The sequence below is a fragment of the Parabacteroides bouchesdurhonensis genome (assembly GCF_900186615.1).
Taxonomy (GTDB): Bacteria; Bacteroidota; Bacteroidia; order Bacteroidales; family Tannerellaceae; genus Parabacteroides; species Parabacteroides bouchesdurhonensis.
This window is the reverse complement of the sequence record NZ_LT896588.1, coordinates 2,768,464-2,791,303: the sequence shown is the minus strand read 5'-3', so window position 1 is coordinate 2,791,303 and position 22,840 is coordinate 2,768,464. Positions and strand designations below refer to the sequence as shown.

Sequence of the window (22,840 nt, the reverse complement as noted above, 5' to 3'; positions counted from 1 at the left end):
TATATTTTCGGCAAAAGTACACATATTTACTCTTAATTTTTACCTTTGCCAGGCTATAATAATTTAAAATATGGCAGAAGAACTAGTCATAGAACAGGGAAACAAAGAGGAACAATATAAAGTATTGCTTCCTCAAATAGAGGCTTTACTTGCCGGAGAACCCGACATAATTGCCAATATGGCAAATGTATCGGCCGCCTTAAAACAAACTTTTAATTTCTTCTGGACCGGATTTTACAGGGTAAAAGGTGATATGCTGGTTCTCTCACCGTTTCAAGGGCTTATTGCCTGTACAAGAATTAAATATGGCAAAGGCGTTTGCGGAACGGCCTGGAAAGAAGCCCGCACGATTATTGTTCCGGACGTTGACAAGTTTCCCGGACACATAGCTTGCAACGCTGCGTCCAAATCGGAGATTGTTGTTCCTCTTCTGAAAGACGGGAACGTTATTGCCGTACTGGACATAGACAGCGACAGGCTGAACTGTTTTGATGAAACAGATTCAGCCTATCTGGAAAAAATAAGTAATCTTATTGTACGCTAACCCTGCGTCCGGCTGTATTTGCCCGGATCAGATTATCATACATGGCTTCACAGTAAACAGGCGGCAGATAGAATTTGCCCGGATAAACGGCACATAGGTTTATTTTGACTGTCACTTGCTTTCCGGCCGGAAGATAATCAATGTAACTATATACTCTATCGTCACGAATATCCTGGTAACTGATTCCGGTTGTTTTCACATCGGTTGCTCCGTCATTCAGAAAACGCGTATTCAGTATTTCCCATCCAGCCGGGAATATTTCAGTAAGTACCAAATTATTGACTCCGCGCGATGCCGGATTCTTCACGGTTACAACTGCAACAAAGTTGCTTCCCTGCGTCAGGCTGTCTATATCGACCGGACGACCATTGGCGTCAACATAGCTAACAGCCATCGACACGCCGTTTGAGTAGGCCTCTTCCTCACCCTGCTCCGGTATTCCTTCCATAATAATGCGGGCAAACAAGGTGGATTGTCCGGTGTTATTCACTTCCAAAGAGGCCGTAGGCGGTGCTTTACTCAGCAAGGTTTCAGACCAGACATTTTTGTCGGTGCTCACTTTTCCGGTCTTTCCGCTACAGGCATAAGCAAAGTCCATTGATCCAGATACTTTATAACGCTTCACATATTCGGACAATGCCACCAAACCGAATGACGTACTTTGCGTACTCAACCAATCATCCGAAGACAAAGTGCGGGATATTTCATTCACCAGTCCAGCCGCTTCTTTGCCTTTATCCAACAGGCAAAGTGTCATCAACCGGATAGCATCATCCCGCAAATCACTGCCAAACGTCAGGTCGTATTCCGAATAGTCCGATTTCATATCCGTAGTTTTTGTTATCAGAGAATTAGCCACATCCGCCCTGCCTACCAAAGCATAGGCGGAAGCAAGCATCCAGCGGCTCATGGCGGTGAGCGAGTTATTTTCCTTCAGACGGTTCATCGCTCCCATTTCGGGCTGCTGCGCCAAAGCCAGTACATACAAACGATAGGCTTGCGTCATTTCTTCCGAGTTAGAATAATAAGACTGAACCGGTTTCCAGTTGCGCGCAACCTTTCGAAGATTAGCCAACGCATTGCGTTTCACGGCATCGGGCAGCAAATAACCTTTAGATTCGGCAGAAAGCATAAAGTGGGTGGCATAAACTGTTCCCCACGCATTCGTTCCCGTTCCGCCCGGCCAATAAGAGAATGCACCGTCTACAGTCTGATAAGAACGCAAACGACGCAACACCTCTTTTATGATGTTTTCGGAAGAAATTTCATTTTCTTTCGAGAGGAATGCAAATTCCTTCCGGAAGAGTTGCGGGAAGGCTTTAGATGTTATTTGCTCTATGCACCCGTGCGGATAGCCTATAAGATAGGACAAACGTGCCGTCAGATTAACAGGCTGTATGTCGGATAATTCCAATGTCAAAGAATTTGTTCCGTCCGTTCCCGGCATCTTTACTGTCTCTTTCCACGACTTTCCGGCCTCTAAAGTAACAGGAAGCACTTGGGTTTGCGGCCGCCGCACGGAACGTATTTCTATATCTGTTTGATAAACAGACTTATCACCTTTTCCGGTCGCTGTAATCGTTACACGTCCGGCTCCCGGTTTCTCCTTCACCCGAATACGGAACCGGGCTTGTTTGTCGCCTTTTTGAGCAAAGTTAAGTACTTTGGCAGATTCTCCTATGATCTGCATATTATCGGAACAGGCCACTGAGACATTTACATCACCCACACCGTCTTCTGTAGCAAATACCGTTGCCGGAACAACCATTTCTTCGCCCACACCGATAACGCGCGGCAAAGTGCCAAGCAACATCACAGGTTTACGTACCATCACTGTTTTATCGGCATGGCCATAAGCCTCGCCATTGCCGGCAACAACCATCACTTTTACCCGTCCGTTATAGTTGGGCATTTTATAAGTATGGCGTTGCTTCTGCCCTTTCTTCAGCAAGAACGGGCCGTCAAACTGCACAACCGGTTTAAAGCGATTCACAATGGCTTTCGGACCTTTGTTCAAAGCATCATCGCCTCCGATACTGAACAGTTGTTCGATGCGTCCGCCATAAGCGCCTACTACATAGTTATATAAATCCCAAGTACTCACTCCCAAAGCTTCACGGGCATTGAATGCTTTCCAAGGTTCCGGAGTCTTGAACCGGGTGAGGTCAAGAAGTCCTTCGTCTACAATGGCCAATGTATAAGCCATTTCGCGACCTCCTTTTTCGGAAACGGTAATCGTATAATTCTCTTCCGGCTTTATCTCATCGGATGTCTGGATAACCGGATTCAGGTGGCTTTCGGGTGAAGTAACGTTAAACGGCACTACGCCGTACAGGCGGATTGGCAAATCGTTCTTCGTTATGCCATGTGGCTGCAACAATGTAATATAGACATAGGCATTAGGTTGCATTTCCGGCGTGACATCCAGTTTAATAACAGTTTGTCCATCATTGCATTCATGCTCTGAAACAGAAAGGATGCGGCTTCCATTTTCAATGCTCACAATTGCACGGCTTCCTTTGGATGAAGGAATAGTGACAGTCATCTTTTCGCCCGGAACATAATCATCTTTGTCCGTTTTAAAGCTAAGCATCGTTGCCGACTGACTGCCATCCGTATTGCGGCGGCCTTCGTTATATGGCCAGTCGTAATAACTCATCACACCTGTGGAATGTTTGCTTTCCTTATCTTTTACAGAAATAAAGTAAGTGCCCCACTGGTTATCGTTGAACGACAGCTTGAACGAGCCTTTGCCATCAGCTCCGGTGCGGACAGTAAAACTTTTAACCGGCTTGTTATAAGATTCCGACACAAAGTTTGCCAGATCACTATTGTCCGAACTCCACCACCAATACCAATATACTTTGTACACTTGCACATTAAGTTCTGTATTTGGCTGCGGATTACCCTGATAATCTACGGAAGCAACCTCATAAGTATAATTTGTCCCCGTATTCAATTGCTCCATATCCTGTTGCGGGGATTTTATTCCGGCATACCGGCGATATGGTGAATATAACATCCGGCTTGCATCAATACTGAAATCTCCGGATTCTTCATAAACGCGTGTCACAAAGTTTGCCATCAGCATTCCCGGAGCAGATGTGCCTGTTTCAAAACGGGCTTGAATAATCGCATTGCCTTCCGCATCCGTTGTACCGGATATTAGTTTGCTTTCCTCGCTTTTAAATACACGGGAAGGATCATCGAAATAGAAATTCTTGTATCCGGAAAATTGTGTCGGCGTGGGAATGAACGTGCCCTGTATATCATATTTCAGATTGCGGGCAGTTGCTCCCTGTAGCCATTCCACGTGCATGTGGGCATTAACGGGTTCACCGCGCAGAAGCGTATTTTCCGGCATGGACAAGTTTATTTTCAGTCTGTTCGGCTTTATGGACTCAATACGCAAACGCTTGGTAAATGTAACACCTCCTACATTGACATTCACATTCCATGCTCCGGTTGGAGCATCCGGCTCGGTTGGCATATCAAAAGCATAAACACCCAGTTCGCCGCGTGTTTGCGTCTTACGCGTATAGAGTTGTCCCAACGGGTTATATAATTCCATAACAACCGGATGATTGGAAGGTAGTTTTTTCAACCGGTCGTTCAGCATAAAGCCCAAGTGCAAAGTATCGCCCGGACGCCACACGCCGCGTTCACCACATATAAAGCCTTTAATGCCTTTCTGCACCACTTCTCCAGAGACATCAAAAGAGCTGAGCGACAAAGCCGATCCGCCATCCACCCGGAGATAGGAACGTTGTTTGCCATAAGATGCGATGATATAGAATGGTTTGCCCGAAGAGAGTTTTACTTTGACATGTCCTTTATCGTCGGTCACGCCTGTAGCCAGAACCTGATGTTGGAAGTTATAAACAGCCACTTCAACTCCTGCTTCGGGATATGTATTAATGAGGTTGTGAACAAGGACTGTCATCTCATTGTCTTCTCCTGCCATTGCAATAAGCCCCAGATTAGTAGCCAGAACATTTTTGCCTGCTACTTTATTGAAATAGTAACTGTTGGCGCACGGATCATTCCGCTCACGGTATTTATAATCAGACCAATCCAGGTCTCCGTTATAATAGTAATAACCACCTTCGTCAAAACGGCTGGTTTCTTCTTTAAACTTTATCTCGTCTTCTGCCAATATCTGTTCTTTGGAAATCTTTTTCGCATCTGCACACGGGTACGCAGAAAGGTCTTTATTAAAAGATAACTCAATACGATAAATTGCTCCCGGCTCGGGCTGAATGAGTTGTTTCAGGTCGATGGCAAAAGTATTCCATCTGGATAAATCAAGAGAAGCGTCATCATCCAGAAACAGGGTCTTGCGAGCTACCAGACGGCCCACGCGCATCAAATCGGAAGTTTCATCCAGATTATTGATTTGCAGGAATTGTCCGATATTTTGTTCCAGTATCTTTATCACACGAACTACCACACCACGCAGATATACTGCCTGGAAAGGAATAGTAAGTTGAGTGGATTGCGGGATAATAACGCCGTTTCCTATAAACCGGACGGACGGCAACGAGGTGTTCACTGCAACTTGGCGAACTACGTCTTTCTCCAGTTTTAAACCGCTCTTACTCCGTATTTCTCTGTTCAGATGGACATTCAGAGAGCCTTCACGTTGAGCATCCGGGTACAGACGGAGTTTATTGCCTTTTATATTGACTGTCTCAGAAGTGTTTCCGGAGATAAAGGCTAATCCTTGCAAATTTTGTGCTTCGTCCAAGAGTTTGGTAAAAGCGACTTCTACATATTTCTCAGGTTCCGACACATAATTCACATCATAAACAGAGAAATCGTTCATAGAGGGAATTTCTACAGACAACAATTCTTCTTGCGGCACATTCAATTTATTCGGAGCAACGGAGACAACCAGTTTGCGAGCTCCGTCTGTGCCGGCAGCCACATTCCGCAATATGGCCTCATGTTTCTTTCCATCCGGACTGTGTTGCCATACAACGTCTGTTTTTTCGGAAAAGCGCACTAACGGTTCTACAGTTCCAGGAGCTTCCTTGTCCGGAGTAAATAGGGTACATGTTATATCATAGCCGTTTTCATTCTTTTTATTAATATCCATAGCTTCCAGATTTGCACGAAGCGTCAGGGGCAAAGTGGAAAACTTAAAAGTAAAATGTTTGTCTTTTCCTTTAGCCTCAAACCATTCGGACAGATCGGCTGTCATTTCATATGTAGTGTTCCTTTTAAAACCTTGTGCCGGCTTAAAGACAATAGTCTGCCCGTTCTCAAAAGAAAAAGAGCCTTTCACATCGGGTTTAATATGGATCAGTTTATTCAAATTGGCAGCAGCCATCTTCTCGGCCGATATATCTTCATTCAAAATCAGATAAACAGGTGTGAATCTTGAAATCTTGCCAGTGGTAAATGCTTCCACATAAGGATTGAACGGAAGATTCTCATCATTGCCTTCATTACTTTTAGCGTCACAACCTGTCAATAAGACGAAGAAGCAAAGCATACATAACAGATAAAAATGCTTTATCATATTTTCTTATATTTAACGGTTATCAATTGTTTTATTACATAAACATAGAATTCACGAATATAGTATTTATTTTATTCATTCCCTTAGTATCTGCTAAAAACAATTATCTTTGTAATAACTAAAACATAAAGGATTATGAATACAACGAAAACATTGCAAAAAGCGGAAATTATTCTTCCGTCAATGGATATAGGTCTTTTAAGAAAAATGGCAGAGAAATTTGGATGGACTATTAAACTGGAAAAGCCAGTAAATAAAATAGACAAATCTCTGGAAGACGCTGCCGCAGGCAGAACATTTACAGCACAAAACATTGACGATTTAATGGATCATCTCTTAAAAGAATAAAGTAACTATGTACATAACCAAAACCACAAGGCAGTTTGACAAAGATTTCAAACTATGTATTAAACGAGGATATAATCCTGCATTATTCAAAGAAGTTATTACTATATTATCGCAAACGGGGAAACTTCCTATCAAGTATCATCCTCATAAATTGAAAGGAAAATATGCCAATATATGGGAATGCCATATAACTCCTGACTGGTTATTACTGTGGGAGCAAAATGACAAGGAATTAATTCTATTACTTACAAACACAGGGACTCATTCGGATTTATTTTAAGGACAGATGCAGCAGCTACTACGACATATATCAGATAAATGGAAAAACGGTCTTATCATCTTTTCATTCTTTATTGTCTTCTTATGGATTATAATGTATCTTCAAGTTCCCCGTATTTTATTTCCGGTCTCCTATTCTACCTTGCTCTATTCCGCCGAAGGTGATTTACTGGGTGCACGTATTGCCCCGGATGGACAGTGGAGATTTCCGGCAACCGACTCTTTGCCGGAGAAATTCACCCAATGCCTCCTGACGTATGAAGACAAACGTTTCTATTATCATCCCGGAGTTGACATTGCGGCTATCGCACGGGCTTTCAAACTTAACAACCAAGCCGGACGAATAGTAAGCGGAGGCAGTACAATCACTATGCAATTGGCACGCATAGCACGAGGAAATAAGAAGCGTACGTTTTATGAGAAAGGAATAGAGATCTATTGGGCCGTCTTTCTGGAAACGAGGTACAGCAAGCGGGAGATACTAAATCTATATGCCTCGCATGCTCCTTTCGGTGGAAATGTAATCGGAGTGGAAACGGCAGCATGGCGATATTTCGGCCGGCCTGCCAACGAACTGTCATGGGCGGAAAGCGCGACATTGGCTGTATTGCCCAACTCTCCCGCCCTTATCCATCCGGGACGCAACCGGAAACAACTGAAAGCGAAGCGGGACAAGTTATTAGGCATGCTCAACGCCAAAGGTATCCTCAGCAATACGGAATATGAGCTATCTTGTATGGAACCTTTGCCGGATGCGCCTGTTCCTTTGCCCGACAATGCCCCTCATCTTCTGGAAAGGTTGGCTGCCGAAACACCGGGCAAGCGCATCGCCACGTCAATCAGGCAAACGTTACAAAGACAAACGCAAGAAACGGTCAATCGTTATGCCCGCGAATACAGCTCCAACCACATCAACAACCTTGCCGCTATCATTGCCGACGTAGAAACAGGGGAAGTATTGGCTTATGCCGGCAACGTCAGTTTCAAATCGGATGAGAAGAAAGGCAACCAGGTAGACATTATCACGGCCCCCAGAAGCACCGGAAGCATTCTAAAACCACTACTCTATGCAGGCATGCTGCACGACGGACTGCTTCTGCCTTCTACTTTAATATCCGACGTCCCGCTAAATATAAACGGATTCATGCCGCAAAACTTCAACAAGACGTTCTACGGAGCTGTTCCGGCCCACGCTGCTATTGAACGGTCGCTAAACGTCCCCTTGGTACGCATGTTGTCGCAATACAACACCGGACGCTTCATGTCTCTGCTGAAAGCATGGGGCATAACTACTTTACGGTTTTCGGAAGAACATTACGGGGCATCATTGATATTGGGAGGAGCCGAAGGAACGCTATGGGATATGGCCGGCATGTATGCCTCGATGTCGCGGGTGTTATCCCATTACAGAAGATATAATGGCAAATACAATCCGGCAGATATTCACCCCCTTACTCCTTTCCCTGTAATAGATGAGAATCCGGTGAAATATGTTACCGACGCGCGATTAACAGACAAACCCGTCCTGTCCGCCGCCGCCCTTTGGTTTACAGCAGAAGCCATGTCCGCCTTGAACCGTCCGGAAGAGGAAGCCGACTGGCAGCAGTTTGAATCGATGAAGAAGATTGCCTGGAAAACCGGCACAAGCTACGGAGGACGGGACGCATGGGCAATAGGCTTTACACCGCATTATGTAGTAGGCGTATGGGCCGGAAACGCCTCGGGAGAAGGACGTCCGGGATTGACGGGTGTAGGAAACGCCGCTCCGGTCTTATTCGACCTGTTCTCACTCCTGCCCGGCAACGACTGGTTCGACATGCCTTACGACGAACTGGTGCCAATGCCCGTCTGCCGGCACAGCGGTTACAAGGCTTCATCTATCTGTGAGCAAGTGGATACGGTATATATGCCCGTTTCGGGAAACAATACGGCGGTTTGTCCTTATCATCAACTGGTACATTTATCGGCAGACGGGAGATTCAGGGTAAACAGTTCGTGCGAATCTGTGGGCAACATGATTACCCGCTCCTGGTTCGTCTTGCCCCCGTCGCAAGAATATTACTATAAGAATTACCACATCGACTATGTGCCGCTTCCCCCGCTTAAACCGGGCTGCGAACAACCGCAAAGCCGCCAGATAGAACTGATCTATCCTGAACACAATGCCGTGTTATATCTGCCCAAAGGATTCTCCGGCCGGCAAGAGAAGTTCGTCTTTAAAGCCGCCCATGCCCGGAAAGATGCCGTCATCTACTGGCATCTGGATGATACGTATCTTGGCGAAACAGCCGAGAACCATCAAATAGCCTGCTCCGTGGCCGGCGGCAAGCACTTCCTTACTCTGATAGACAACTGGGGGAATCAGCGGAGAATCAGGTTTGAGGTGAAATAGCAGGCAGCATCTTCTTCAATATCAAATATCCGCACAACCCTGAGACGAACGAACCTACAAACACACCGAGCTTTGCCTGGTTCAGCAGGTCAGCGCCATTCGGCAGGTCGGCACCAAAGGAAAGGTTGGCGATAAACAAGGCCACAGTAAAGCCTATTCCTCCCAGCATCGATACGCCGAATAAGGTCCGCTTGGTCATCCCTGCCGGCATAGTGGCCAAGCGCGTCTTGATAAATAAATAGGAGAATGAGAAGATACCCAGGGTCTTTCCAACAAACAGACCTGCAAATATGGCCAGCGGAACGTTCAATAACGATTGCAATTGAATGTCGCCAAAGGTAACTCCGGCATTTACAAAGGCGAAAAGCGGAAGTATAACATAATTAACCATCGGGTGCAGTTTATCGGCAATGCTTTGCAACGGGCTGATAGTCCTGTCGGCCAAAGCATGAATATTGTTCAGCACCTGTATTTGGGTAGGCGTCAGTACGGCCGCCTTCTTAGACTGACGCACTTCGGTATAATCCAGCATATTCAGATAACCGGTCATATCGCACATGAAGTCGTCCAGCTTAACCACCGGACGGGCCGGCACGGTAAAGGCCACCAGCACCCCTGCTATAGTAGGATGAACTCCCGATTCCAGAAACAACAGCCACACAATAAAGCCTGCCACATAATAGAACCAACTGTTATTAACCCTCAGTTTGCCTCCGGCATAAAGCAATGCAAGAATAACGACGGAGATAACCAACGGCTCGAAAGCAATCCGGCCGCTATAGAACAAAGCAATGATAATAATGCCGCCTATATCGTCTACCACAGCCAGCGCCGTCAGGAAGATACGCATACTTAACGGCACCCGTTTCCCCAGCAATCCCAACACGGCCAAAGCGAACGCAATGTCGGTAGCCATCGGAATGGCAGCACCTTGCACCTCGGGGGCAGAGTTACACACCAGCATGTAACACACAACCGGCACTATCATGCCTCCGCAGGCGGCTATCACCGGAAGCAATGCCTTACGCATGGAGCAAAGCTCGCCTATCAATATCTCCTGCTTGATCTCCAACCCTATCACAAAGAAGAACACCGCCATCAGCGCGTCATTCACGAAGGCAAGCATCGACATCGGTTCGCCCTGATGGGCAAAGAAGTTGAACGTCCACGCCTGCAGGTCTACCGGAAAAGCCAACAACTGATGATAGGCATGCGCCCAGGGTGAGTTTGCCAGAACCATAGCCAAAACAGTAGCTACAAACAGCAACAGGCTGGCATTCGTCTTCTGTATTGCGAAACGCCGCAGCGGTTTAAGGATAACATGAATAGTCCGGTCCATAATACGTATTTGTTTACCGGGGAAATACTCCGTCACTCCATATCTCCCCGTATGTGATTATATCATACTTGCTCCCGGGCGTCCTCCGCCTGCTCCAGCCTGTATGCGCTGCGCGTCAGCTTCTCCACCCAGACAACAAAGATACCGGTTAATATCAAATTAAACACAATAGTCAACACAGAAATTACCAGAGCCGGCCCGCCCAGGTTATACCCCAAAGCAATGAAGATAACTCCGGCGCCCACTTCCCCACGGGTAAACATACCGATGGAAAGAGCCAGCCGTTCGCGCTTACGCCGTTCGCGGTAGAAGAACAGCGGAAACAGCTTGCCTACGTTGGAAAGGAAGGATACGATGAGCACATGCAGCGCTATCACAGGCCACGACATCATAGGCTGCGAACCGGTTACGGTAGCCACCTCGGCGGAGGCCTGCCCGGCAAAGTCCACGCCCAGGAATACCGGCATGCTGACGCCCACCAGGAACATGAACAGGTAGGAAATAAGGTCCGCCACCCGGTGCTCCACCTTCGTGTCGATGTGCTTGTGCCTCATCACCATGCCCACCACAAAGGCCGGTAGCAACACCTCGATATGGATACTGCCTTCTTCGCCATACATCTTCTTTGATACCAGGTAAATAACCTGCGTAACGGCAAAGGTGACGACGGCGTATAGCAGGATGGCCTTCCAGTCTTGCCGCACGTTGTACGTCCCCATCTTCTTCCAGCCCACAATCAGCAGCAGGACCACCACCAGTATAATGACGCCCAACTGCCACCGCAGCCCTATCATCATGATCTGCAAAGGGATCATCAGCAAGATAGTGTCCAGGTCGTCAAAGATAGCCAGCACCTGCACCTTCTTGTACACCCACGAAGCCTTCAATCCGGCCGCCGCCAGCATCGTAAACAGGATGCCTGCCGACGTGGGGGCGGCAAACCGGCTTAGCAGCAGGTTCTCCTTCCAGGCATCCCACTCGCCCCAATACATGCCCGGCAGCAGCACGAACATATAATACAGGGCAACGAATATCCACGGGAAGGCAGCCGTTGCCATCGCTATAAAATAATCTTCGGTATATGATTTCCAGCGCGTCTTGTCTATCTCGAACTCCCGTCCCACATTAATCATAATGAAGGACAGGCAGACAAACAGGAACGTATTGGAGACGTTTTTCACCAATGCGTAATTATCACCCGCCAGTGCCGGAAGCACTTGCGAGATAACCAAACCAAGCATCAAAAAGAAAGAAAATAAAAGTACCTTTTTCATTTACTAATCACCAGTAATTATAGTTTACAACAAGAGAGGGAGCTATTTTGTTGCCTGTCCCTCCTCAGGCAAGCGTACTATGCGCGCGGTGCAGACCGTACGTGCGGCACCCCACCCACAGTACGAGGTAATCCGATCCCGCTAGCTAGCGGGATTATTTCCCGGTAACTAACGGGATTATTTCCCGGTAACTAACGGGATTTGTTCCCGGTACGTAGCAGGATTATTTCCCGGTAGCTATCGGGATTCGTCTACTACGTACGGTGCGCACGCTGCCACACGTACTGTGGACAGGGTGTCGCACGTATTGTACGCGGGGCACGCATCGCACGGTAGGCACGGCCTCAGCCTTCCGGTTCAGAGGAGGCGGGCTGTTTCTACTTTAAGCAGACGGCTTTTGAGACGTTCCGCTTCGCCTTTACGTATGCGGAGGGTCATCTCACAGTCCATGTCAAAACGTTGGGAAATAACAGCCGGGTTGTCCTCCTTCACAATCCGCATGATGCTGTTCAGGAAAGGATACTGGAAGGCTACGGTGATGTCTTCATCTACCGTTCGCTCTTCTATTTCGGCGGCGGCAATGGCGCTGGCTGCCGCTGCACGGTAGGCAACGATAAGTCCGCTGGTGCCCAGCTCTATCCCTCCGAAGTAGCGTACTACGAGGATGAGGATGTCGGTCAGTCCATTGGAATTGATTTGCCCCAGTATGGGTTTGCCCGCCGTAGAGGAAGGCTCGCCGTCGTCGTTGGCCCGGAAGGTTAGGCGATCCGCGCCAAGCATGTACGCCCAGCAGACGTGGCGGGCGTCATAATATTGCTTGCGGTAGCGGTCCAGTTGCAACTTCACGTCGTCGGCTGTACGTACGGGGATAGCATAGGCGATAAAGCGGCTTCGCTTTTCGGTATAATATCCTTCGGCAGTCTGGCGGATGGTTCTGTAACTGTCGTTTGCCATGTTTTAATCGGGGATGTGGGTTGTTTGTTCTTCGCGGTAGGCGCGGAAGTCTTTCAATATCTCTTCAATCTCTTCCAGGAAATAGGGGTCTTTCACGCGTTGCTTCACGGCTTCGAAGTAGGCTTCGATGGCGGGATAGGCGCAGACGTCTTGCCCTCTAAGCACAAAGTATGGCTCTTCTTTCTCCATACATTGTTTAATCATTTGTATCGGATTCTTCATTATTTGTTGTTATTATTTAATTCTTCTTTCAGGAAAGGGGCGGTATGGCTTGCCGTCTTTGCTTTCACCATCTCTTCGGGCGTTCCGGTAAAGAGGATTTGCCCGCCGCGGCGGCCGCCTTCGGGACCCATGTCTATCAGATAGTCGGCGCACTTGATGACGTCCAGATTATGTTCTATCACAATGATGGTGTTGCCCTTGTCTACCAGCTTGTTGAGCACGCCAAGCAGGACGCGGATGTCTTCAAAGTGCAGTCCGGTGGTTGGTTCGTCAAGCACGTAGAGCGTCTTGCCGGTATCGCGCTTGGACAGTTCCGTAGCGAGCTTTACGCGCTGGCTCTCTCCTCCGGACAGGGTCGTGGAGGGCTGCCCGAGTTTGATATAGCCTAGCCCTACATCCTGCAGCACCTTTATCTTGGAGAGGATGGAGGGGATGTTCTCGAAGAACTCCACAGCCATATTGATGGTCATATCCAGCACGTCGGCAATGGATTTGCCACGGAAGCGTACTTCCAGCGTTTCGCGGTTGTAGCGTTTGCCGTGACAGTCTTCGCAAGGGACCAGTACGTCGGGCAGGAAGTTCATCTCTATCGTTTTGTAACCGTTCCCTTTGCAGGTTTCGCAACGTCCGCCGGATACGTTGAACGAGAAGCGGCCGGGCTTGTAGCCTCTCACCTTCGATTCGGGCAGCTCTACAAACAGGTTGCGGATGTCGGAGAACACGCCGGTGTAGGTGGCCGGATTGCTTCGTGGAGAGCGTCCGATGGGTGACTGGTCTACGTTCACAATCTTGTCTACGTTGTCTATGCCCTCTATCGTATCGTAGGGCAAGGGGTCTTCCAGCGAGCGGTAGAAATGCTGGCTCAGGATGGGTTGCAGGGTACGGTTTATCAACGAGGACTTACCGCTGCCTGAAACGCCTGTCACGCAGATCAGCGTTCCGAGCGGGAAGGATACGTCTACATTCTTCAAGTTGTTGCCTCTGGCGCCTTTGATGGTAATGGAGAGCCCGTTGCCTTTCCGGCGTTGGGCGGGGACGGCTATCTCGGTCTTGCCATTCAGGTAGGCGGAAGTAAGCGTGTCTACGTTCAGCATCTGTGCCGGCGTTCCGGCAAAGACTACTTCCCCTCCCAGCCTACCGGCTTTCGGGCCCATGTCTACCACATAGTCGGCGTTGAGCATCATGTCTTTGTCGTGCTCCACTACGATAACGGAATTGCCTGTATCACGAAGTTCTTTCAGTGAGTTTATCAGGCGTATGTTGTCTCTCTGATGCAGGCCGATACTGGGTTCATCCAGTATGTAAAGCACATTCACCAGCTGGCTGCCTATCTGGGTGGCCAGACGGATGCGTTGGCTTTCTCCGCCGGACAAGGTTGCCGAGGCGCGGTTCATCGACAGGTAATCCAGTCCTACGTCCAGAAGGAATTTCAGCCTGGAGCGGATCTCTTTCAGTATCTCTACGGCAATCTGACGCTGCTTGGGGTCTAGTTTGTCTTCCAGGCCCTGTACCCATTCGTACAGTTCGGATATATCCAGTGATGATATTTCGGCAATATTCTTTCCGGCAATGAGGTAGTGAAGGGCTTCTTTGTTCAGTCGCTGTCCGTTACACTCGGGGCAAACGGACATCTTGATGAATTGCCCCGCCCATTTCTGAGCCGAAGCCGAGGCTTCGCTTTCTTGCTGCATCAGAATGTATTTGGCTACTCCTTCGTATGACAGGAAGTAGTTGGAACTGCCAAGCGAGGCGTTCTTTATTTGAAGACGTTCGTCTGTTCCATTCATTATCTCGTCCATCGCTTCTTCGGGAATATCTTTGATTGGCGTCTTTATCGTTACGCCGTGTTTCTCACAAAGCGCTTCGATCTGCCAGAAGATAAGGGAGTTCTTATATTTACCCAGAGCTACGATGCCTCCATTGTGTATGCTCTGCGAAGGGTCGGGCACAATCTTGGCCATATCCAGCAGGTTGACCTGCCCTAAGCCTTTGCACTTCGGACAAGCGCCTTGCGGAGAGTTGAATGAGAAGTTGTGCGGTGCAGGCTCGCTATAAGATAGTCCGGTTGCGGGGTCCATCAGGCGACGGCTGTAATGACGGACTTTATCCGTGTCGGCGTCTAACACCAACACCAGGCCGTCTCCTTGCTTCATAGCTATCTTGAGGCTTTCCTTCAGGCGGCGTTCGTCGGAGGCAGACACTACCATCTTATCTATAACGACTTCGATGCTGTGCATTTTGTACCGGTCCAGCTTCATGCCGTGAAAGATCTCTTTCATTTCACCGTCTATCCGGACATTGATGTATCCTTTCTTCCGGATCTGTTCAAACAGTTCCTTATAATGTCCTTTACGATTACGCACAAGCGGGGCTAACAGATAGGTTTTCTTCCCCCGATAATGATCCAGGATAAGTTGCAAGACTTGTTCTTCCGTATATTTCACCATCTTCTCTCCGCTCAGGTAAGAATATGCCTCTCCTGCCCTTGCGTAAAGCAGGCGGAAGAAGTCGTATATCTCCGTGGTGGTTCCTACCGTAGAACGGGGATTCTTATTGGTTGTCTTCTGTTCGATGGAAATAACAGGGCTCAAACCGGTTATCTTATCAACGTCCGGACGTTCCATATTGCCCAGGAAGTTGCGGGCGTATGCCGAAAAGGTTTCCACGTAGCGGCGTTGCCCTTCGGCAAAGATCGTATCGAACGCAAGAGAAGACTTACCGCTGCCGCTCATCCCGGTGATTACGGAAAGCTTATTGCGCGGTATCTCTACATCTATATTTTTAAGATTATGAACACGGGCGCCTAAAACGGAAATGCGGCCTCCCTCCAATATGTCTTTGTTGTTCATTGTTCGTTCTTCTTTTATTTCACTACCCAATCCGGATTGTGTACTGCAGAGTTCGGTGTCTTGTAGTACAGGTCTTTCTCCTGAGGGATTTGTATTTTAAAGGTTTTGCCGCCGGTAAGTAACTTACGGTCGCGCAACCAGGGATTAAATCTTTTCAAATCGGCATACGTAATGCCATGTTCTTTCGCAAAAGCCGATAAATCCTGCACATCGCCGGACACGGCAACTTCCGCGCACTCAATAGGCTTATATAAATCGCGTGCACAAAGCACAAAACCATATTTATACGGATTCTCGAATATTTGCTTGATAGCCATAATGCGGTAGACGTAACGGGCCGTCTCTTCTACCAGCCACAGGTCGAAAGTATTGTCGGCGTCTTGCTTCACCAATTCTCCGGAGATACGTCCCATTCCGGCATTATACGAAGAGGCAACAGCTGCCCAATCGCCATACTTGTCATAGGCTGCCTTCAAATAACGGCAGGCAGCTTCCGTTGCTTTTTCCACATGGCAACGTTCATCCACTGTGGGAGTAATGGTACATCCATATTGCTTTGCTGTACCTTCCAGCAACTGCCACATGCCAACGGCACGTGCCGGAGAAGAAACACGCGGGTCGAGATGACTTTCTATCACGGCCAGGTATTTGAAATCGTCGGGAATACCATTCGCCTTCAATATGGGTTCGATAACAGGGAAATAACGGTTTGCCCGTTTTATCAGCAACATGGTCGTAGAGTGAAAATAGGTAAAACTACTCAGTTCACGGTCAAACCCTTCACGCATATTATACCGGGTAATATCTATCATCTTCCCGCAGAAAGGGACAGAATTTGGTATATCCGGCGATACGGTCATGGAAGAAACAACAGGACGTTGATCCAGAACCTTTTCCGAATCATTTGAGCCTAAAGAAATACACGCCGTAAGGCAAATCAAGCCTCCGGCACAAAAGCTGACAATATTATTCTTAGTCATGTATCTGATCATCTATTGTTTTGGGGCGAAGGATATTAATATCTCCGCTCTTTTTATACTTTTTGCCATCCGATCCGGTTGCCTCTATCACATAGAAATAGACACCGGGCGGAACATACTTACCTCCTTTTTTACCATCCCATCCTTTAGCAGGATCGGTCCAGTGGAACATCTGCGTTCCCCAACGGTTGAATATCGTACCGCTAAAACGGACTAATGATTTATATACCACCCTGAATTCGTCATTTATGCCAGGCGTAGTGCCGGGCGAAAACGCATTGGGTATATCCAGAAATGAATCGGAAACAGAAAGGGTGATCTCTTCCGTCTCCGAACAAGTTCCGGTACGGTCGCTGACTTCCAGACGGGCTGTGAAATTGCCTGCTTGCTGGAATGTATATTCTACTTCATCACCGGTATAACGGATAATCGGATCTATATCTTCCTCTTCCGGATTCTCGCTGCCTTCTTTATTCTCATAAATAGTCCAGATATAAAGAGCTGCTACCGGCTCATTGGCATGGGCTGTAAAGCGAACTGTTACCGGAGCACACAGGCCTTCCTGTGCAGTGGACATATTCAACGGTTCGTCCGCAACATAAGAAGAATCGGCATGCACTTCAATAGCTACTGCCTGATATTCGCCGGTACTGATAGATTTCTCCCTGTTAAAATGACAGGCAAACTGGTCGCCTTTCAAAAGGAAGTCCGTATCACACAACGGAGCCGGCAGTGAAACGGAAAAAGGGTCTGAAACAGTCTCCTTCTTTTCTACTTGAGAGAACATCTTCGTATCAGAAGAATACGCCATCGTATTATAAGTAACCTCAAATTCTCTCTTTACTTCTCCGGCCGTACCCGAAGGAGTTCGGTAAGATAGTTTATCCATCTCGGCCGTACCTGTTAAATGAACGGAAGAACAAGGATCTCCTTTGTCCGACACGTAGAGGCCGGATATCTCAAAAGCATGTTTGCTGTAATCAATAATCCATACGTAACGTTGCGCAATAATAGAAGATTCTCCGACATAGTAGCCATAACCGTCTTCCACGTTCCGTATGGTAGATGTTGTACCGTTCTGAACGCACGGTATTCTCTCAGCATCCTGCATACGTGTTTTATACCGATACCATTGATGAGACGTAGATGAAGAAGTATAGCTTATCTCTACATCATTCGCCCCATAAACCATGTAAACCTGCAAACGGTTGGGAGTATCATCTTCTGCAAGCAGAGGGGTTTCCGCACCGCCCGTTACTCTATATTGAGCATGGATGGCAGCAACAGCCAATAATAAAAGACAAATGATTATACCAGACTTCCTAAAATCTTTCCTTAGCATATACCAACAGAATTAGCCACCAAAGATAAAGATTTTCGGGCATATTTTTCTATCTGCTTTAGCTTTTTATGCGGACTTACACTATCTTTGTCACAAATATTCTAAATAGCAAATGAATAAGATCAGCGTATATGTATTAGCTTTTTGCTTAAGTCTTGGCTGTACATCCATTTATTCCCAAAATAATAACAGGCGAATCACTACCTCTAATGAACAGAATAGTGATGTCTTTTACCATACTATAGAACGTGGGCAAACCGTTTATGCCATTGCTACAATGTACGGCGTAAGCGTAGATGATATATACCGGATGAATCCCGGCAGTAAAGAGGGAATTAAAGCCGGTGCTATATTAAAGATACCGCAAAAAGACGCGGCAACAGTTCCGACAGAAAGCCTGGCAGGTGATTATACGTACCATACCATACAACCGAAAGAAACGTTGTATTCGCTCTCTCTGAAATATACAATACCGGCTGAAAGCATTATTCAGGCAAATCCGGGATTGTCTACTTCTACCTTTACAATCGGTAAAACGATTCGTATCCCGGCTACCCGGATAGAGACTCTTCCCACAACGGAGAAGAAGTCCGTAACCAAAGAAATTGAATACACCATCCAGAAAAAGGAAACGATGTATCGTATTTGTCGTAAGTTCAATATATCCAGCAACGAGCTGATCAAACATAACCCTGCGCTTAGAAACGGTGTAAAAGCAGGTATGACGATAAAAATCCCTGTACAAGCAGAAGAAACAGTAGTTGAAGTAAAAAAGATGCCGGGAGAACGCGAGGTAAATGCGTTATTATCAGCACCGAAAGACATTAAAAAGGTTGACAGGATAAAAATAGCATTGCTCCTCCCCTTTATGACCAACGAGCCGATACCTTCTGCCACTACTTCCCGGTTTGTTGAATATTACGAAGGTTTATTGCTGGCTGTTGACAGTATGCGCAATATGGGATGCAATATTGAATTATCGGTATACGATACCGGTAACGGCGTTCAGAAAATAAACGAAATATTAAAAGAAGACGCATTGCAAGAGGCCAATCTAATTATCGGTGCCGTACAGAACGAACAAATTACACCGGTAGCAAACTTTGCCCAAAAGCGTAATATCAAATATGTCATTCCTTTTACATCAAAAAACGATGATGTATTATCCAATGCTTCGGTATTTCAGGTTAATACTCCTCACTCCTACCTGTACTCAAAAGCAGCGCAGGCCGGATGCGATCTGTTTTCAGACTACAATATCATTCTACTCGATATAAAAGATAAAGAGAATAAAACGGACTTTATCAAAGCATTTAAGTCTGAGATGAAAACCCGTCAGATGGAATACAAGGAGCTTCCATTCCGTCCGGAAACATTCCAAACGGATATTGAACAATTACTAAGCACTACCAAACGAAACGTCATCGTCCCGACTTCGGGATCATTGGATGCTTTAAACAAATTCAAATCGCCTTTACGCATGCTGGCAGAGACAAAACCGGAATATGGAATCACGTTGTTCGGCTATCCGGAATGGCAAACGTATACGCGAGAATGCCTGGAAGATTTTTATGCGTTAAACACATACATCTATAGTAACTTCTATGCGGACAATCTCGCTTCCAACGTTCAGGATTTCTATACATTATATAAGACCTGGTACAGCAAAAACCTGATAAACACATTCCCTAAATATGGAATATTAGGTTTCGACACAGGTATGTATTTTCTGGGAGCTATTCGTAAATACGGTTCTAACTTTGAGAATAATCTGGATAAGATCAACTACCCCAGCGTACAAACCGGCTTCGATTTCCATCGCGTAAACAACTGGGGGGGATTCATTAACACCAACTTGTTTATCGTTCATTATAAGAACGACTATACAGTAACACGGACAGAACTGAAATGATACAAAAAACAGCTATACTAATAACATTCATACTGACAGGTCTAAGTATTTGCCAGGCACAGAATAAGTTCAGAAAAGAATTGGCTGTAGGGGCTAATTTAGGAGTAAACTTTTCGTCCGTTAGTTTTTATCCCAAAGTAAAAACCAGCATGCTCATGGGATATGCAGGAGGATTAACTGTTAGATGGAATACGGAAGCAAATGTCGGTCTGCAAGGAGAATTGAACCTTTCCCAACAAGGTTGGCAAGAGAAATTTGAAGAGCACCCTGAATATGAATACAGCAGAACCATCAACTATTTTGAAGTACCCTTCCTTACCCATATTTACTTTGGAAGCAAACGAGTTAAAGTATTTGTCAATCTGGGCCCTAAAGTAGGTTTTGCCCTTAGTGAAAAGACAAAAGAAAACTTACATGGCGACGAAGAGGCAAATATTACAAACGATCAGCATAACATGCCTGTCGAGAAAAAGTTTGATTGGGGATTATGTGGAGGTCCGGGACTAGAGTTTCGTACCGGAATTGGATATTTTCTTCTGGAAGGAAGGTATTATTATGCCTTAGGAGACATTTATAACAGCCGTAAGAAAGATGTATTCTCAAAATCCGCAGGTCAGGTTATCTCAGTAAAACTAACTTATCTACTACCTGTTATCAAGTAAAATACAACAAACTTTAACACAGCAAACCTACGTAAAAAAAAGAGCTATCTTTTAAACTTAAAAGTCCCGTCTTAACATTTCAAAAGAGCAGACTTTTGAAATGTTAAGACGGGACTTTTAGTTGCAAAGGATATATCCTTTAAAACCAAATTTACAACATAAGAGCAATAAAAATCCCCTCATTTAAAACCTTCACTTAAATGAGGGGATTTAAATAAGGGGACTTTTTTATTAAACTTTACTTGCCAGTAAAACAAGCATTATTTTTTCATTTCCCACCAAAGCGGATTATTAGTATCGTTTACACCGCCAAGTAATTGCATGGCCTGATCGTAACTGTCTTTACTGTTAGTCTCTAAGCTAGACGGATAACGCATACGTTTAGGATAAAATTCCCATTTACATTCTTTTGCTGTACTTCTTGTCAAAGGTACTTCATGTGCTGTCGGGTTATAGTCAATCTCTACTGCCTGATTTTCAAAGAAAGGTAATCCCAAACGACGGTGATCAGACCATACTTCCAAAGGTAACCACGGATTCTGAGCAATATACTTCTGAGTAATAATCTTAGTTAAATGGTCGTTGTTGAACTGACCACCTTTATAAACTGAATTCTTCGGATAAGTATATGTCATTGTCTTTGTTTCCTTTGTATAGCCGTCAATATAAGTTACTTCATGAGCTATGGCTTCTGTTGTATGATCAAATGCGACAGAAGTTCCTACACGGTTGTAATCCTTAGACTCCAGATATTGACTAAGGAATTGAGACACACCATTATATTCGAAACTTGCAGCTATACCCGCTTCATAATTAGATTTAGCTGTTCCAGGAACACTCCACCCATATTCTGCAGCTTCAGCCAATAAGAAATAAGTTTCCCATGGACCAAACCACACGCGCTTATTTTCGCTCATACGGAACTTTTTGGCAATAGAAGGATAGTTCTTTGATTCTCCTGTCAGTTCCGTAGACAAATCGGCTTTCTTATCCCATTTGCCAGCAACCCATGTATTCCAAGTGTACTTTACTGTCAACTCCATATATGGTTTTTTCGACTTGTCAACAACTTCTCCTGTTGCAGGATCTGCCAAACGTGCTGTAGTAGCAGGCTCTCCAATATAATCAGAATAAACAACACCATCATTATATCCGGGAATATTATATAATGTAAGTGCACGTGGATCGATTTTATCAGGCAAACCATCATAAAAGAAACCGGCGCTTGGATCATTGGTTGAAGTTGGCAAATGCTTATCCAACCGTAATCCCATGTAATTAGTTGCACTCTTTATTTTCACATCACTTTTTATCTCACTGGCAACCTGAATGTCAACACCTCCTAAACCAAGGAATATATTATTCATTGTAGCAGATAAAGGCTGTGAGTTCCATGTACGCGACATAACACCATCCGTATCAGTCCATCCGCCTTTTTCCTGCACCTGAGCCATATCGTTTAAGGTGGTGATTAAATCACCTTTGGCTGCATCTTCAAATTCACTTCTAGCCAAAGTAGGATTTACAACAGTTAAACGCATAGCCAGACGTAGACGTAAAGAGTTTCCATATTTTTTCCACTTCTTCATGTCTCCTTGATAGAACTGATCGGAATTATTGTTAGTTGCTGTGATAGCTGACATATCTTCTTCGACATCTATTTTTGACACAGCATCTTTCAACTCTGATAGAATAAATGTATAGATTTCTTCAACACTTTGATACGGAGCCACAGTTCCATCAAATTTATTAATTATTGGAATAGGGCCGAAACAGTCTGCTAGTTCAGAAACAAGGTAAGCACGCCAAATACGAGCCATTTGTAACACATTGTTTTCATACGACATAGCAGTTCCGTCTGCAATACGCTTATCCGCCAAGTTTATAGCAGCATTTACGTTATTTAGCCAGCCCACACCATAGCTTGTTCCGAAATACAAACTATTATAACCATCATTATCCACGCCAATAGTGAATCCACTTCCACGATCAAAACGGGCAGCACGCTTCCACGTCAAGACGAATATACGTTCTGCAATTTCCGGGTTCATCTGTGCACCAATTATCGATTTGTTCAATAAGTGAGCAACTTGAACATTGTCTTCACTCACTGCGTTTGGGTCTTTGTTGATGTCTTCAAAATCGCTGCAAGCAGTAAACAACAATGCAGCTGAAGAAGCAAGACCTATCATTATTTTATTAAATGTCTTCATACTTTA

The 22,840-nt window shown here is 45.9% G+C and carries 15 protein-coding genes; 6 read left to right on the top strand and 9 right to left on the bottom strand.

Annotated features, from left to right (window positions below):
• Positions 1-70 precede the first annotated feature (70 nt).
• Positions 71-544, top strand: a complete 474-nt coding sequence (locus C1721_RS12035) for a GAF domain-containing protein (protein WP_102408498.1) — start codon at positions 71-73, stop codon at positions 542-544.
• Here the strand turns inward: C1721_RS12035 and C1721_RS12030 are convergent.
• Positions 531-6,068, bottom strand: a complete 5,538-nt coding sequence (locus tag C1721_RS12030; RefSeq protein ID WP_102408497.1) for an alpha-2-macroglobulin family protein — start codon at positions 6,066-6,068, stop codon at positions 531-533. The genes C1721_RS12035 and C1721_RS12030 overlap by 14 nt on opposite strands.
• 135 nt (positions 6,069-6,203) lie before the next feature.
• Between C1721_RS12030 and C1721_RS12025 the strand changes: the two genes are divergently transcribed.
• The 3 genes from C1721_RS12025 to pbpC all read left to right on the top strand — a co-directional run bounded on the left by C1721_RS12025 (position 6,204) and on the right by pbpC (position 9,087).
• The gene (locus tag C1721_RS12025) at positions 6,204-6,416 is read left to right on the top strand and encodes a hypothetical protein (protein WP_102408496.1); all 213 of its coding nucleotides are present in this window, start codon (positions 6,204-6,206) and stop codon (positions 6,414-6,416) included.
• A 7-nt stretch (positions 6,417-6,423) separates the two neighbouring features.
• Positions 6,424-6,696 carry a type II toxin-antitoxin system RelE/ParE family toxin gene (locus C1721_RS12020; RefSeq protein ID WP_102408495.1) on the top strand — a complete coding sequence of 91 codons (273 nt, stop codon included), beginning with the start codon at positions 6,424-6,426 and terminating at the stop codon, positions 6,694-6,696.
• Between the two features lie 93 nt (positions 6,697-6,789).
• The gene (pbpC, locus tag C1721_RS12015) at positions 6,790-9,087 is read left to right on the top strand and encodes a penicillin-binding protein 1C (protein WP_199830434.1); all 2,298 of its coding nucleotides are present in this window, start codon (positions 6,790-6,792) and stop codon (positions 9,085-9,087) included.
• Here pbpC and nhaA read toward each other — a convergent pair.
• From nhaA to C1721_RS11980, 7 genes are all read right to left on the bottom strand, one after another.
• The gene (nhaA, locus tag C1721_RS12010) at positions 9,068-10,426 is read right to left on the bottom strand and encodes a Na+/H+ antiporter NhaA (protein ID WP_102408493.1); all 1,359 of its coding nucleotides are present in this window, start codon (positions 10,424-10,426) and stop codon (positions 9,068-9,070) included. The genes pbpC and nhaA overlap by 20 nt on opposite strands.
• A 62-nt stretch (positions 10,427-10,488) precedes the next feature.
• The gene (locus C1721_RS12005; protein WP_102408492.1) at positions 10,489-11,700 is read right to left on the bottom strand and encodes a cation:proton antiporter; all 1,212 of its coding nucleotides are present in this window, start codon (positions 11,698-11,700) and stop codon (positions 10,489-10,491) included.
• Between the two features lie 357 nt (positions 11,701-12,057).
• Entirely contained in the window at positions 12,058-12,654 is a 597-nt protein-coding gene (locus tag C1721_RS12000) for an IMPACT family protein (protein WP_102408491.1), read from the bottom strand.
• A 3-nt stretch (positions 12,655-12,657) separates the two neighbouring features.
• Complete coding sequence (locus tag C1721_RS11995; RefSeq protein ID WP_102408490.1) at positions 12,658-12,876, bottom strand: hypothetical protein; 219 nt, start codon at positions 12,874-12,876, stop codon at positions 12,658-12,660.
• Entirely contained in the window at positions 12,876-15,725 is a 2,850-nt protein-coding gene (gene uvrA / locus C1721_RS11990; protein WP_102409435.1) for an excinuclease ABC subunit UvrA, read from the bottom strand. Before uvrA ends, C1721_RS11995 begins: the two co-directional genes overlap by 1 nt.
• 14 nt (positions 15,726-15,739) lie before the next feature.
• Entirely contained in the window at positions 15,740-16,705 is a 966-nt protein-coding gene (locus tag C1721_RS11985) for a lytic transglycosylase domain-containing protein (protein WP_420872723.1), read from the bottom strand.
• Positions 16,698-18,047: a T9SS type B sorting domain-containing protein gene (locus tag C1721_RS11980; RefSeq protein WP_102408488.1), complete on the bottom strand. Its 1,350-nt coding sequence runs from the start codon at positions 18,045-18,047 to the stop codon at positions 16,698-16,700. Before C1721_RS11980 ends, C1721_RS11985 begins: the two co-directional genes overlap by 8 nt.
• Before the next feature lie 112 nt (positions 18,048-18,159).
• Between C1721_RS11980 and C1721_RS11975 the strand changes: the two genes are divergently transcribed.
• Together C1721_RS11975 and C1721_RS11970 are read left to right on the top strand one after the other, a co-directional pair.
• Positions 18,160-19,959, top strand: a complete 1,800-nt coding sequence (locus tag C1721_RS11975; RefSeq protein ID WP_102408487.1) for a LysM peptidoglycan-binding domain-containing protein — start codon at positions 18,160-18,162, stop codon at positions 19,957-19,959.
• Entirely contained in the window at positions 19,956-20,621 is a 666-nt protein-coding gene (locus tag C1721_RS11970; protein WP_102408486.1) for a porin family protein, read from the top strand. Before C1721_RS11975 ends, C1721_RS11970 begins: the two co-directional genes overlap by 4 nt.
• Positions 20,622-20,881: 260 nt before the next feature.
• Here the strand turns inward: C1721_RS11970 and C1721_RS11965 are convergent, their stop codons facing one another.
• Complete coding sequence (locus tag C1721_RS11965; RefSeq protein WP_102408485.1) at positions 20,882-22,834, bottom strand: SusD/RagB family nutrient-binding outer membrane lipoprotein; 1,953 nt, start codon at positions 22,832-22,834, stop codon at positions 20,882-20,884.
• Positions 22,835-22,840: the final 6 nt, after the last annotated feature.